The organism is Gemmiger sp. An120 (assembly GCF_002160955.1).
Lineage (GTDB): Bacteria > Bacillota > Clostridia > Oscillospirales > Ruminococcaceae > Gemmiger_A > Gemmiger_A avium.
The window spans coordinates 236,398-249,342 of record NZ_NFLN01000003.1; the positions used below are offsets into that span (position 1 = coordinate 236,398).

Here is a 12,945-nt window from a genome sequence, read left to right on the forward strand (position 1 = left end):
CTGGATTGCCAGTGGGCACTCCTTTTAAGAAGCCGTTCGTATTGTGCCTGACACGAGTACAAACAATTAGCCAAGTAACTGCCGAATCTTATCCATTAGTAGGGCCTTACGCTTTTCATAAAATTCTCCAAAATGTTCCAGTTCAAGCGAAACGCCGTCAGGAATAAGCGCCTCTTTGCGGAACACAGCCTTTTGCTCATCATTCATATCGTTGTAGTAATCCACAAGCCGCATGTCATTTTTGCTGGCATTTTGCCTGCCTTCAAGAAGATGCAGATTGGGCAGACGGTTGCGATTGCTTCTCCATTTGTTCCACTCTTCCATCGGGACAGAAACCGGATTTGTTCTGTTGAATCTTTCATCGGGATGTAAATGATCCTGTTCGTATTTGTAATTTTTATTGATCCAATCTAATCCCAGGAAATACAATACCTCTCCTGCCACACGGCTTCCTTTTTCGGCATTGAGGATATCGTCTATTTTCCCATCGGTCACACGGAGGTCGCTTATTTGATTCTCCATCATATCAACAGTTATTTCGTAGTTGTAGCTGTTGATACTACTCTTCATCTGCTGCAATTTGCTGGTGGTGCCGGATTGGAAATAGGTGAACAAAACCGCCCGGACTAAATAGGCCCGGATGCCTTCCAGATTCTTTTCATATTCCGGGTTGTAGTATATGAAATAAATGATAGGCAACAACACGTTCCAGCTGTTGGCAAAGCGGCTGACCTCGATTTTCATGCTCTTTAACACAGTTTCCAGGTTTCGGAGCGCCTTTTTAAATTCCTGCCAGTGATTCTTTAAATCTTCCGCTATCTGTTTGTTGATGTTGGATTTCACAACGTCACCGTACAGCATGAGGGCGGCCCGTACAATAAAATCCGTTCCAAACCCGGCATAAGGACCTTCCAGAACCTTTCCGAATTCAGTCTTTGCACTTGGCCAGTAGGCTTCCAAAATCGACATGGTGATCTCGTGCTTTTTCAATGCTTTACCGCCGCTGTTAAAGCGGACAAACATCTCCAACGCATCGTCTTGTTTCATATCTTTAATCTTTGTATAGCGAATCAGTTTTTCTACAAAAATTTTACGGTATAACTGGTTCAGTATGCCGCGTGCATACTCTTTGCTTTCCGGCGGCACATTGACGATTGCTTTTTCGATGGCCTGTTCCCTTGTGCTGTCCTCTCGGAATTGCGGGCCTAAAATGTTTTTGACTTCAAATTGAGTCGGGCTCAATTTTCCAATTCTTTCGGCAAACCGGATATCAAATTTCTTGCTGTTGTACTCTTCTTCATCCACAGCCAGTCTGTTTTTATTCAGCTCGATGAGAAGTTTGACTACGGTGCCTCCGGCTATCTTCTTTCTTGCGTGTTTCTGCCGGATATACGCCTGACCGTAAAGCGATAAAAACAGCGATGTCAGCCGCTGCTGGCCATCCAGAACAGCTGTGTCGGTCAAATTTACATTGATACTGCTCAATTCGTAGTTCACGCTATCGGCCTGTTTTCTGCTGTCGAAAGTGACTTCCGACAAAAAATTGCAGAAATATGTATCCCAACTCACATTGTCGTCATCCACATGCCAAAACAAAAAGGTCGCAATCGGATAATCAAGCAGGATAGAATCCCAGAGTTTTTCTATCTGCTCCATGCTCCAAACATACTGCCTTTGAAATGCAGGCATAACATATTTTCCGTTTTTGATATTCTCAAGCGCCTCATAGATTGTGATACTGTCGTCAATCAAAACACTCATGGCTTACCTCTCCGCTCTGTATACCTGTTATTTTCAAGATATCTGGCCATTTTCTTTTATTGTACAGTCGTTCCATAGTTTTGTCTATGGACAGCTTAATCTACAGCAAAAAGACGCCTTTTTATCAAAAGCGTCTTTTTTGTTTATTCCGTATAAACAACAAATCCGAACCCATCGCCAATCGGCACAAGGTTCGGATTTGTCTGTCGTGGTGGAGATAAGCGGGATCGAACCGCTGACCTCTTGAATGCCATTCAAGCGCTCTCCCAGCTGAGCTATACCCCCATATTCAAGGCCCTGTCTCAAGGCCGTTTCGTTATTATAGCAAAGAACAAAAGCATTGTCAAGTACTCAACCGAAGAAAAAAGGAAATGTGTAACTTGACGAAAAAATTCAAAGCTCTTGTTTCACATTTCAATTAGGTTTATAATGAAGCTGATTTGGCCTTCGCTGCTTATATACTATAAATAAGTAAGATGAGGCGCTGAACCATAAATCGCAACGGCAGGCGTTGTTCCTGTGTTTTTTGGAAGGAGATGTTTTACTATGAATGGCACAAATGAATTGCTGCGCGCCATTTTAAAGATCGACGAGGAGGAGCGAGCACGCACCCAGGCCACCGAGGAGTATCGCCAAAAAGCGCAGGCCGATAAGGCCGCTAAGGCAAAGCAGATGGAAGAGCAGGCCATGGAAGACATGCGCCATGATGTGGACGAGTTCGCCCAGGCCGAGAAGGCCCGTGCCGAAGGTGAGCTTGCCGCCCAGGCAAAGCGCAAGCAGCAGATCCTGGACCAGCTGGACCAGCAGCTGCAGAAAAACAAAGACGCCTGGGTCGACACCATCCTGACCCGGGTGTTGGGCGGGGGGCAGTAACATGGGCAACACCCAGGCGTCCAACGCCATTTTGGCAAAGGCGCGGGCGATGTATGGCCGCCGGCTCACGGCGCGGAACTATCAGGAGCTTCTGAACTGCCGTGACCTGCCGGATCTGATCAGCTACCTCAAGACCCGCACCTCTTACTCCGAGGCGCTGCAGGCAGCCAATCCGGCCACCACCCACCGTGCTCAGCTGGAGACGCTTCTGCGGCTCAATCTTTTTGAGCAGTATGCCTCTCTGTGCCGGTACGAAATGAACATCGGCCACGACTTTTACCGTTACTTTATCATCCGCAGCGAGGTGCAGGCCATCACCACGCGCCTTCAGGAGCTTCACGCGCCGGACGGCGATGTGTCCATCTACACCATGCCGGATTTCATCAAAAAGCATTCCTGCCTGAATCTGAATGCCATGTCCATGGCTACCAGCTTCAAAATGCTGGTGCTGGCGTTGGAGGGAACCCCCTATGCCAAGGTCCTTCAGCCCTTTGCCGATGATCCGGACTTTGCGCTGGAGAACAGCGGCCTGCTGGAACTGGAAGCGGCTCTGGACAGTTTTGTGAACGGCCAGGTGGAGCAGATCGCTTCCACCAAGCTTTCGGGCAAGAGCAAAGAGGAAATGCTGTATTTGCTGCGCCGGCAGAGCGACCTGCGGGCCATCGCAGATATCTACCGCCTCAAGAGCGTGCTCCGCGCTGACCGGGCCTTTATCAAAAAGCGGGTCAGCCTGAGCGTTTCCAACATGACTCCCCGTCAGTTGGACAACCTTATGGATGCCCAGGACGCACAGGATGTCATTCACCGGCTGGTGAACACGCCCTATGCTTCGGAGTTTTACGGTGCGAGTTTCGACTACATCGAAGAAGGCGTGCGCAAGATCGACTATCGCTGGCATCTGAAAAAGCTGCGCTTTTCCACCAACCCCAGCGTGGTGTTGTTCTGTTATATCTTTTTGGCCGAAAACGAGCTTACCAACATCGTACATATCATCGAGGGCGTGCGTTACGGCCTTGCCCCGGACGATATCGCCACCCTGCTGGTAGGCGTGGGCGATTAAGGGGGTGCCGCAATGTTTTTTGACCCCAAAATGCAGCTTGTCTGGGTGGACGGCCCCCTGGAAAAGCTGGACGCATTCATCGAAAACTGCTGTGTGGACGGCAAGCGGGTGCATCCCGCCCGGGCGCTGGATCACATGAGTGCTTCGGCGGGCTACGCCGCGCTGAACGAGGAAAATCCCTGGGGCCCGCTGGTGGAGCAGATCGAAGCTTTGGACAAAGGGTTTGAGATCCCGGTGGTGGAACCCACTTTGGCCGACGGACGAGCCCAGGGCACGCGGGATTACCTGGCGGACCTGCAGGCGCGGCTGGAGACCCACCGCAAGGACCGGGATCTGCTGGAAAAGCAGCTGGAGATCTGCACAAAAGGCGCCGAGTCCTTCGCCCATTTCTCCACGCTGGATGTTCCGGTGGAACTGACGCAGCAGTGCGAATATGTGAAGATCCGGTTCGGCCGCCTGCCCAAGCGCGGGTATGCGATGCTGCAGAAGGATTTCACTTCCGACCCCTGCATCTTGTTCGTTCCTTGCAGCGAAGATGACAAAGCTCTCTGGGGCGTTTACTTCGCTCCGAAGAAAGATGCTGCCCGGGTGGACGGGATCTTCTCAGAGGCGTTCTTTGAGCGCATTCGCCTTCCCGGCGCGGCGGGCACCCCGGAGCAGATCGTGAAAAATCTGCAAAAGAACATCGATATTCTGAACAGCGAGATCGCCGAGGTGAACGGGCAGATGGCCCGGCTTTGGAACGAGGAAAAATGGAAGGTCGCCGGCATCTACGCTTCGGTGTGCAGCCTTGCCCGGCTGTTTGAGCTTCGCCGCTGCGCTGCGGTGCGGGGCGCGCATTTCTTCTACTGCGTGTGGGTGGCGCAGCCGGATATTCCGGCATTCACCGAAAGCTGTGCCAGTGTGGGCGGGCTGAACATCGCTCAGGACATGGTGCTGCCGATGCGCCGCTGGAAACAGGAAAACCCCGAGCAGTGAAACTGACCGCCCAAAGCCGCCGGCGCGGCGGCGGTCAACGTGATCGAAGGTCGGTATGACCCGAAAGGAAGATGAGGATACATTGGCCATTGAAAAAATGAAACTGGTGCGGGTGGACGGCCTGCTTAAAAATCTGGACAGCGTGATCTATAACTGCTGCCTGGATGGCAACTTCCATCCCGAACCGGCGGTTCAGCACATGTCCGGCTCCCTGGGCTATATCACTCTCAGTGAGGATAACCCTTACACTTCCCATGTGCAGAAAATGGAGGAGCTGTACCAGCTGGTAGGGGAGAGCACCCCCCCGCTGAAAGCACAGACCATCCGAGGCATCCAGCCGGAGGATAAGGATAAGATCCAGGAACTGGCAGACCGCTTGGCCCAGCTGCAGAGCGAGAAAGCGGATCTGGAAAAACAAAAGAGCGAACTGGAAGAGAAAAAAGCGCAGTTCAGCCATTTCACCGGCCTGGACATGCCCTTTGACGAAATTATCAAGGGCGAATACATCAAAGTGCGTTTTGGTTTTCTGCCCAAAGCCAGCTATGCCCGTATGATGGTGGCTTATGCCGAGAATCCCCACGTCCTCTTCGTCACATGCAGCGAGGACAAGGGCGGTTACTGGGGCATCTATTTTACTCCGCTGCGCAACGCCGACGAGATCGACGGCATCTTCGCCACCCTGTTCTTTGAGCGGCTGCATCTGCCCGAGGCTTCCGGTACGCCGGAGTCCATCGTAAAGCAGCTGGGCGAAGAGATCAACGACTGCCAGAAAAAGATCGAGCAGAAGGAAGAAGAGATCACCCGCTGCTGGGCCGAGCAGAAAGAAGGCTGCAGCGAGATCTATCAGCAGCTGAAGTTGCACGAAGAGGCATTTGACCTGCGTCACTATGCTGCCTACCGCGACAATTACTTCTTCCTGGTGGGCTGGGTGCCCGCCGCCAAGGCCGATGCTTTTGCCGAAAAGGTCAAGCAGATCCGCCATATGCGTGTGACCATTTCCGACCCGGAAGAAGTGGAGAATGCCACCCCGCCCACCAAGCTGAAGAACCCCTGGTTTGTCAAGCCCTTCGAGTTCTTCGTGGATATGTACGGCCTGCCCAGCTACGGCGAGATGGACATCACTGCCTTTGTGGCCATCACCTTCACGGTGCTGTTCGGCATCATGTTCGGTGACCTGGGCCAGGGTGCTGTGCTGGCTGTGGGTGGTTTCATCCTGTGGAAATGGAAGAAGATGGCCCTTGCCCGGCTCATCGTGCCCTGCGGCATTTCCAGCATGGTGTTCGGCTTCATGTTCGGCTCCGTGTTTGGCTTTGAAGAGGCGCTGGAGCCTGTCTATGAGGCTCTGGGCATGTCCGGCAAACCCATCAGCAATTGGCCCGGTGCTCCCACCACAGTGCTGGACACCGCCGCCATCAACCCCATTCTGGTCTGCGCCATCTTCATCGGTGTGGCGCTGGTGCTGGCGGCCATGGTGCTGCACATCATTGCTGCCTTGCACAAGGGCCAGTGGGGCGAAGCCATCTTCTCCAACAACGGCCTGGTGGGCATCCTGGTCTACTGCGGTGGTGTTTCCTTCGTCAGTGATTTCATGAGCGGCCCCCACTTCCTTCCCTCGGGCGTTGCCTTTGCCCTGATCGGCGGCGGTTTGGTACTGCTGTTCTTCAAGGAGATCCTGATCGGCCTTGTGGATCATCATCCCAACTGGAAGCCCGAAAGCTGGGCGGATTACTGTATGCAGAACATCTTTGAACTGCTGGAGTATGTGCTGAGCTATTTCAGCAACACTGTTTCCTTCCTGCGCGTGGGCGCCTTCGTGTTTGTGCACGCGGCCATGATGATGGCCATTTTCAGCCTGGCGGGCGATCCGGTGAATCCTGTGGTCGTGATCCTGGGCAACGCCCTTATCATCGCGCTGGAGGGCCTGCTTTCCGGCATTCAGGGCCTGCGTCTGGAGTTCTATGAGATGTTCAGCCGCTGCTACGAGGGCGGTGGCCATCCCTTCAAGGGCGTGAGCCTTACCGACAAGGCTGCCTGACGCTTTTCTTCAGCCAGAACAGGGCGCCGGAGTTTTCCAATGTGTTACCCTGTTTTCAATACACAAGACATTAAATTGATTTGGAGGACCTAACCATGAATACTTTTCTGACCATCTGCCTGATCGTTCTGCCCCTGAGCCTGCTCATGGGCTTTGCCGCCTACCTGGCCCGTCAGTCTGCCAAGGGCATGCCTGTCAAGCGCACCCTCAGCCTGAACATCACCGCCTTTGTGGTGGTCCTGCTGCTGTCCGCCTGCTTTGCCTTCGCCGCAAGCGCTGAGAGCGAGGCCACCACCGCTGTTATGACCGCTGCTGAGCGCGCTGCCAGCAACGAGAGCATGGGTCTGGGCCTGATCGCCGCCGCTCTGGTTACCGGTCTTGCCGGCATTGGCGGCGGTATGGCTGTGGCTGCTGGCGCTCCTGCCGCTATCGCCGCTGCTTCCGAGGACCCCAAGAGCTTCGGTAAGAGCCTGATCTTCGTGGCTCTGGGCGAATCCATCGCTCTGTACGGCGTTGTTATCTCCATCCTGATCCTGAACAAACTGGTATAAAGGGGGCGCAGCAATGCGTTTCTTTCTGATCAGCGACAACACCGACACCCAGACCGGCATGCGGCTGGCGGGCATCGAAGGCGTGGTGGCCCACACCGCCGAGGAAGTGACCAACGCTTTTGAGCTTGCCCTTGCCCAGCCGGATATCGGCATGATCCTGGTGACGGAAAAGATCGCCGACGATTTCACCGAGATCGTCAACGACGCGAAGAAGGACCAGGAGGGCCCGCTGGTGCTGGCCATCCCGGACCGGCACGGTTCGGCCCTTGGCCGTGACCGCATCACCCGCTATGTGCGCGAAGCCATCGGCGTTAAGATTTGAGGTGCAGCAAATGATTGAAGAAAACGAGCGCGCGGCAAAATTCATGCAGGCCATCCAGCGGGATGGCGAAAAGCGCCGTACCGCCATCATCCAGGCCATCGACGAGGAGATCGCCGCGGAGCTGGAAAAAGTGAAGACCGCCGCCGAGGCCAAAGCGCGGCAGATGGGGGACTATGAGAAAGTCCGCCTGCAGGAAGAGACCAACCGCAAGCTGTCTCACAGTGTGGTGGAGACCGGCGCTGAGCTGGCTGCCCGCCGCAGCGAGATCGCTCAGGAGGTGTTTGACGCCTGCGAAGAGCGGCTTGCCGCCTTTACCGCAAAACCGGAATATGCCGACTATCTGAAAAAGAGCGCTGATGCGCTGCTGGCACTGCTTCACGCGGACAAGGCCGTGTTCTATGCACGTCCGCAGGACGTGGAGGCTGCCAAGTCGGCTGTTCCCGCCGGCTGCGAAGTGACCGCCGACACCACCATCCGTCTGGGCGGCCTGCGCGCCAAATGCGGCGCGGTGGAGGCGGACGACACGTTGGATATGAAGCTGGAAGCCCAGAAAGACTGGTTCCTGCAGAATTCCGGCATGTCCATCGCCCTTTAATTTCGAAAACCGAGGTGAACCGAATTGGCTCAAAATCTCATCTACAGCATCAACGGCCCGGTGGTCACCATCAAAGGCAAGACTGGCCTTTCCATGATGGAAATGGTCCATGTCGGCAACGACCATCTGGTGGGCGAAGTCATCCGTATGGACGAGGAGCTCACCACCATTCAGGTCTACGAGGAGACCAGCGGCCTTGCGCCCGGTGAGCCTGTGACCACCACCGGCGGCCCCCTGTGCGTTACTCTGGGTCCCGGCATCTTGCGCAACATCTACGACGGTATCCAGCGGCCTCTGCCTGCGCTGGAAAAAGAGAGCGGCCCCTTCATTGCCCGCGGCTGCAACATCCCCAGCCTTGACCCTGATGCCAAGTGGGATGTGACCGTGACCGTGAAGGTGGGGGATAAGATCGTCCCCGGCCAGATCTACGCCACCTGCCCTGAGACCCCCGTCATCCTGCACAAGTGCATGGCGGCTCCCGGCGTGGAGGGCACGGTGACCTGGGTGGCCGAAAACGGCAGCTACACCGTGAACGACACCGTTGTGCGCATCACCGATAAGAATGGCAACGAGCGGGAACTGACCCTGTGCCAGAAATGGCCCATCCGCCGTCCCCGTCCCGTGCAGACCCGTATGCCTGCCCAGCGTCCGCTGATCACCGGCATGCGCGTGGTGGATACCATGTTCCCCATCGCCAAGGGCGGCGCTGCTGCCATTCCCGGCGGTTTCGGTACCGGCAAGACCATGACCCAGCACCAGCTGGCCAAATGGTGTGACGCCGATATCATCATCTATGTTGGCTGCGGCGAACGCGGCAACGAGATGACCCAGGCGCTGACCGAGTTTGGCGAACTGATCGACCCCAAGACCGGCCGGCCTCTGACCGACCGCACGGTGCTCATCGCCAACACTTCCAACATGCCTGTGGCCGCCCGTGAGGCGTCCATCTATACCGGCATCACCCTGGCGGAGTACTACCGCGACATGGGCTACCACACCGCCATGATGGCCGACTCCACCAGCCGCTGGGCCGAAGCCCTGCGCGAGATCAGCGGCCGTCTGGAAGAGATGCCCGCCGACGAGGGCTATCCTGCCTATCTGCCCAGCCGTCTGGCCGAGTTCTACGAGCGCGCCGGCTATGTGCGCGCCCTGAATGGGGAAGAGGGCTCCGTCACCGTCATCGGCGCTGTCAGCCCTCCGGGCGCTGACTTCTCCGAGCCGGTCACCCAGAACACCAAGCGTTTTACCCGTTGCTTCTGGGCGCTGGACAAGGCCCTGGCCTATGCCCGTCACTACCCGGCCATCAACTGGAACACCAGCTACACCGAGTACATCACCGATCTGGCCCCCTGGTACTACGACAATGTGGGCCCGGATTTCCTGTCCTGCCGTGAGCAGATCGCAAGCCTGCTGCTGCAGGAGACCAGCCTGATGGAGATCGTCAAGCTGATCGGCTCCGACGTGCTGCCCGACGACCAGAAGCTGGTCATCGAGATCGCCCGCGTCATCCGCGTGGGCTTCCTGCAGCAGAACTTCTTCCACGACCAGGATACTTATGTGAGCCTGGAGAAGCAGCTGAAGATGATGAAGGTCATCCTGCATCTCTACGAGAAGAGCCAGGCGCTGGTGGCCCGACAGATCCCCATCAGCAAACTGCTGCGTCTGGGCCTGTTCGACAAGCTGGTCAAGATGAAGTACGATATCCCCAACGACAAGCTGGAAATGTTCGACGAGTACACCGCCGAGATCGATCAGAAGATCGGCGAGCTGCTGCGCGCTTAACAAGGGAAAGGAGCGAAAGAGAGACATATGATCCTTGAACATGTTGGCTTAAGCCAGATCAACGGCTCGCTGGTGGTCCTGGACGGCGTGCAGAACGCCTCCTATGACGAGATGGTGGTGATGAAGCTCACCGACGGCACCCAGCGTGTGGGCCGTATCGTGATGATCGAGGGTGACAAGTGCGTCATCCAGGTGTTTGAAGGCACCACCGGCTTTTCGCTGGACAACACCCGCACCACCCTTTCCGGCCATCCTATGATGGTGGACCTGAGCCCGGAAATCCTGGGCCGCACCCTGGACGGCCTGGGCCGCCCCATCGACGGCCTGGGTGAGATTTATCCTGAGTTCCGCCGCGATGTGAACGGCTCGCCCATCAACCCGGTGAGCCGCGTCTATCCCCGGAACTACATCCGCACCGGTATTTCTTCCATCGATGCGCTGGCCACCCTGATCCGCGGCCAGAAGCTGCCCATCTTCTCCGGCTCCGGTATGAAGCACAACGAGCTGGCGGTGCAGATCGTGAAGCAGGCGGACGTTTCCGATGGCGAGGACTTCGCCATCGTGTTCGCCGCCATGGGTGTGAAGAACGACGTTGCTGACTACTTCAAAAAGAGCTTTGAGGCCGCCAACGTTATGGACCGTGTGGTCATGCTGCTGAACCTGGCCAACGACCCCATCGTCGAGCGTATCATCACCCCCCGTGCGGCCCTGACCATCGCTGAGTACCTGGCCTTTGACCTGGGCAAGAACATCCTGGTCATCCTCACCGATATGACCAGCTACTGCGAAGCTCTGCGTGAATTCTCCTCCTCCAAGGGCGAGATCCCCGGCCGTAAGGGCTACCCCGGCTACCTCTACTCCGACCTGGCGTCGCTGTATGAGCGCGCCGGCATCATCGAGGGCCGCAAGGGTTCTGTGACGCAGATCCCCATTCTGACCATGCCCGGCGACGACATTACCCATCCCATCCCCGACCTGACCGGCTACATCACCGAGGGCCAGATCGTTCTGGACCGCGGCATGGATGCCACCGGTGTTTATCCGCCGGTGAGCGTGCTGCCCAGCCTGTCCCGTCTGATGAAGGACGGCATCGGTGCCGGCTACACCCGCGAGGATCACAACCCGCTGGCAAACCAGCTTTTCGCCACCTATGCCCGCGTGCAGGACGCCAAGGCTCTGGCCAGCGTTATCGGCGAAGAGGAACTTTCTGCCAGTGACAAGCGGGTCATGGAGTTTGGCCGTGCCTTTGAACAGAAGTTCGTGGGTCAGGGCAACACCAACCGTTCCATCGAGGAGACGCTGGACCTGGGCTGGGAGCTGTTGTCTATGCTGCCCCGCGAGGAGCTGGACCGTGTGGACCAGGTCATGCTGGACCACTACTACAAGCCGCAGGTAAACAATGCCCATCGTGACCTCGGCACGATCCTCAAAAAGTGAGCCTTAACAGAGAGGAGGCTGCCGTATGGCACAGGTTTTTCCCACAAAATCGAACCTGATGGCGCAAAAGCGCAGCCTTGCGCTTGCCAGCCAGGGCTATGACCTGATGGACCGCAAGCGGAACATCCTCGTGCGGGAAATGATGCAGCTGATCGACCGGGCGGCGGTCATCCAGGACGAGATCGCCACCGCCTACTCTACGGCTTATAAGGCTTTGCAGCGTGCAAACATCACTTTGGGCGTGGTGGGTGAGTTCGCAAAGACAGTGCCGGTGGAGACCGGCCTCAAGCTGGACTACCGCAGCGTCATGGGCGTGGAGCTTCCCATTGTTAAAATGGAGGAAAGCGCCCCCGGCCTTTACTATGGGCTGGATTCCACCAACAGCCAGTTGGATGACGTGTATCTGAAATTCTGCGAGGTTAAGCGCCTCACAGTGGAACTGGCTGAGGTGGAGAGCAGTGTCTATCGCCTGGCTGTGGCCATTCAGAAGACCCAGAAGCGCGCCAACGCCCTGAACAACATCATGATCCCCCAGTTCACCGCCACCATCAAGTACATCACCGAGGTGCTGGAAGAAAAGGAACGGGAGGATTTCTCCCGCCTGAAGGTCATCAAAAAGCAGCGGGACGGTTGAACCGCCACTGCAAAACTGAAAAGCAAAATCCCCTTTGCGGAATTGAAGCAAAGGGGATTTTTTCTTTGTTTTCCTGTCACAGAGTGAAGCCCAGTTTGCGCCGAGCAGGCCAGGGGAAATCGCGCCACTGGCCGCCGGAACCGTCGGCTTTGCCCATCAGCAGGGAAGTGGTAGCGTCGGCAAGATAGCCCAGATATCCTGCGGCGGGGCTGTTGCAGAGCATCTTCCACATCAAACCGCCGAAAAGGTAGGACTGGGCGAATTCCCGCCAGCCTCCCAGGTCCTGGGCAGCACGCTGGGCCAGGTCCCACAAAATGCCTTGGGCCTCCTCTGGGGTGATCCAGCCCAGATAGCTGCCCCAGCGGGCCAGCATGGCGGCGCGGCCTGTGTCCCATCCGGCCATAAAAGCAGGAGTGTACCGGACTTTGTAGTGCTGGGCAAAAGCCCAGGCACGGATCACTCCATCCCGATCGTCCTCGTCTTCGTCACCGGTCATCAGTTCCTCCGGCGAATCTGCTTCGCAGTAGAAACGGTACCGCTCGGTGTATCCTGCCTGGCTCAGATAGCGGATGGTCTCCAGCAGTTCGCCCCGCCCGTCAATGCCCCAGGAGCGGCGTACCACCGAGAGGGCCTGCTGTTCCAGCACGGGAATGTGTTCCTCCACGTCCAGACCGTCCAGGCTGTGATCGTTCAGGGTGGACACGATGCCCGAAAGAAGGATGCCGAACCGGCCCCAAAGCTCCGGATCCCGGCCATATTCCGTTGGTGCGGGCTCGGGCAGAGCTTCCAAACGGGCCATGGTCTCGTCCAGCAGAACGTAAAGTGTGTCGTCAGTCTCATCTTCTTCATCCAATCCGGGCCCTTCCTCTTCATTTTCCATGGCAAGGGTCTCCAGAGCAGCTGCCAGCACACCCATG

12 protein-coding genes and 1 tRNA gene are annotated in these 12,945 nt (G+C 56.5%); 10 read left to right on the forward strand and 3 right to left on the reverse strand.

What is annotated here, in order from left to right:
* Window positions 1-66: 66 nt before the first annotated feature.
* Both B5E65_RS04400 and B5E65_RS04405 read right to left on the reverse strand, forming a co-directional pair.
* The gene (locus tag B5E65_RS04400; protein WP_087170555.1) at window positions 67-1,761 is read right to left on the reverse strand and encodes a DUF262 domain-containing protein; all 1,695 of its coding nucleotides are present in this window, start codon (window positions 1,759-1,761) and stop codon (window positions 67-69) included.
* A gap of 209 nt (window positions 1,762-1,970) precedes the next feature.
* Window positions 1,971-2,046 (reverse strand) — tRNA-Ala (locus B5E65_RS04405).
* Between the two features lie 261 nt (window positions 2,047-2,307).
* Here B5E65_RS04405 and B5E65_RS04410 point away from each other — a divergent pair.
* From B5E65_RS04410 to B5E65_RS04455, 10 genes are all read left to right on the forward strand, one after another.
* On the forward strand, window positions 2,308-2,634 hold the full coding sequence (locus B5E65_RS04410; protein WP_087170556.1) for a hypothetical protein: 327 nt from the start codon (window positions 2,308-2,310) through the stop codon (window positions 2,632-2,634).
* A gap of 1 nt (window position 2,635) precedes the next feature.
* Window positions 2,636-3,694 carry a V0D/AC39 family V-type ATPase subunit gene (locus tag B5E65_RS04415; protein ID WP_087170557.1) on the forward strand — a complete coding sequence of 353 codons (1,059 nt, stop codon included), beginning with the start codon at window positions 2,636-2,638 and terminating at the stop codon, window positions 3,692-3,694.
* A gap of 12 nt (window positions 3,695-3,706) precedes the next feature.
* Window positions 3,707-4,672 carry a V-type ATP synthase subunit I domain-containing protein gene (locus tag B5E65_RS04420; protein ID WP_087170558.1) on the forward strand — a complete coding sequence of 322 codons (966 nt, stop codon included), beginning with the start codon at window positions 3,707-3,709 and terminating at the stop codon, window positions 4,670-4,672.
* Window positions 4,673-4,727: 55 nt separating this feature from the next.
* On the forward strand, window positions 4,728-6,707 hold the full coding sequence (locus B5E65_RS04425; protein WP_087170559.1) for a V-type ATP synthase subunit I: 1,980 nt from the start codon (window positions 4,728-4,730) through the stop codon (window positions 6,705-6,707).
* 95 nt (window positions 6,708-6,802) lie between these two features.
* Entirely contained in the window at window positions 6,803-7,258 is a 456-nt protein-coding gene (locus tag B5E65_RS04430) for an ATP synthase subunit C (RefSeq protein ID WP_242957476.1), read from the forward strand.
* A 13-nt stretch (window positions 7,259-7,271) separates the two neighbouring features.
* The gene (locus B5E65_RS04435) at window positions 7,272-7,580 is read left to right on the forward strand and encodes a V-type ATP synthase subunit F (protein WP_087170560.1); all 309 of its coding nucleotides are present in this window, start codon (window positions 7,272-7,274) and stop codon (window positions 7,578-7,580) included.
* Between the two features lie 10 nt (window positions 7,581-7,590).
* Window positions 7,591-8,175, forward strand: a complete 585-nt coding sequence (locus tag B5E65_RS04440) for a V-type ATP synthase subunit E (protein ID WP_158098513.1) — start codon at window positions 7,591-7,593, stop codon at window positions 8,173-8,175.
* 24 nt (window positions 8,176-8,199) lie between these two features.
* The gene (locus tag B5E65_RS04445) at window positions 8,200-9,957 is read left to right on the forward strand and encodes a V-type ATP synthase subunit A (protein WP_087170562.1); all 1,758 of its coding nucleotides are present in this window, start codon (window positions 8,200-8,202) and stop codon (window positions 9,955-9,957) included.
* 27 nt (window positions 9,958-9,984) lie between these two features.
* Window positions 9,985-11,394 carry a V-type ATP synthase subunit B gene (locus tag B5E65_RS04450; protein ID WP_087170563.1) on the forward strand — a complete coding sequence of 470 codons (1,410 nt, stop codon included), beginning with the start codon at window positions 9,985-9,987 and terminating at the stop codon, window positions 11,392-11,394.
* 25 nt (window positions 11,395-11,419) lie between these two features.
* Window positions 11,420-12,028 (forward strand): V-type ATP synthase subunit D, encoded by a 609-nt coding sequence (locus B5E65_RS04455; protein WP_087170564.1) that lies wholly within the window; start codon window positions 11,420-11,422, stop codon window positions 12,026-12,028.
* A gap of 76 nt (window positions 12,029-12,104) precedes the next feature.
* On the opposite strand, the gene B5E65_RS04460 is transcribed toward B5E65_RS04455, so the two are convergent.
* Window positions 12,105-12,944: a DUF1266 domain-containing protein gene (locus B5E65_RS04460; protein WP_087170565.1), complete on the reverse strand. Its 840-nt coding sequence runs from the start codon at window positions 12,942-12,944 to the stop codon at window positions 12,105-12,107.
* Window position 12,945: the final 1 nt, after the last annotated feature.

What these genes read in the sequence shown, in the direction of transcription:
- B5E65_RS04400 (WP_087170555.1), bottom strand. Translation starts at nt 1,761, where the DNA reads ATGAGTGTTTTGATTGACGACAGTATCACAATCTATGAGGCGCTTGAG.
- B5E65_RS04410 (WP_087170556.1), top strand. Translation starts at nt 2,308, where the DNA reads ATGAATGGCACAAATGAATTGCTGCGCGCCATTTTAAAGATCGACGAG.
- B5E65_RS04415 (WP_087170557.1), top strand. Translation starts at nt 2,636, where the DNA reads ATGGGCAACACCCAGGCGTCCAACGCCATTTTGGCAAAGGCGCGGGCG.
- B5E65_RS04420 (WP_087170558.1), top strand. Translation starts at nt 3,707, where the DNA reads ATGTTTTTTGACCCCAAAATGCAGCTTGTCTGGGTGGACGGCCCCCTG.
- B5E65_RS04425 (WP_087170559.1), top strand. Translation starts at nt 4,728, where the DNA reads ATGACCCGAAAGGAAGATGAGGATACATTGGCCATTGAAAAAATGAAA.
- B5E65_RS04430 (WP_242957476.1), top strand. Translation starts at nt 6,803, where the DNA reads ATGAATACTTTTCTGACCATCTGCCTGATCGTTCTGCCCCTGAGCCTG.
- B5E65_RS04435 (WP_087170560.1), top strand. Translation starts at nt 7,272, where the DNA reads ATGCGTTTCTTTCTGATCAGCGACAACACCGACACCCAGACCGGCATG.
- B5E65_RS04440 (WP_158098513.1), top strand. Translation starts at nt 7,591, where the DNA reads ATGATTGAAGAAAACGAGCGCGCGGCAAAATTCATGCAGGCCATCCAG.
- B5E65_RS04450 (WP_087170563.1), top strand. Translation starts at nt 9,985, where the DNA reads ATGATCCTTGAACATGTTGGCTTAAGCCAGATCAACGGCTCGCTGGTG.
- B5E65_RS04455 (WP_087170564.1), top strand. Translation starts at nt 11,420, where the DNA reads ATGGCACAGGTTTTTCCCACAAAATCGAACCTGATGGCGCAAAAGCGC.
- B5E65_RS04460 (WP_087170565.1), bottom strand. Translation starts at nt 12,944, where the DNA reads ATGGGTGTGCTGGCAGCTGCTCTGGAGACCCTTGCCATGGAAAATGAA.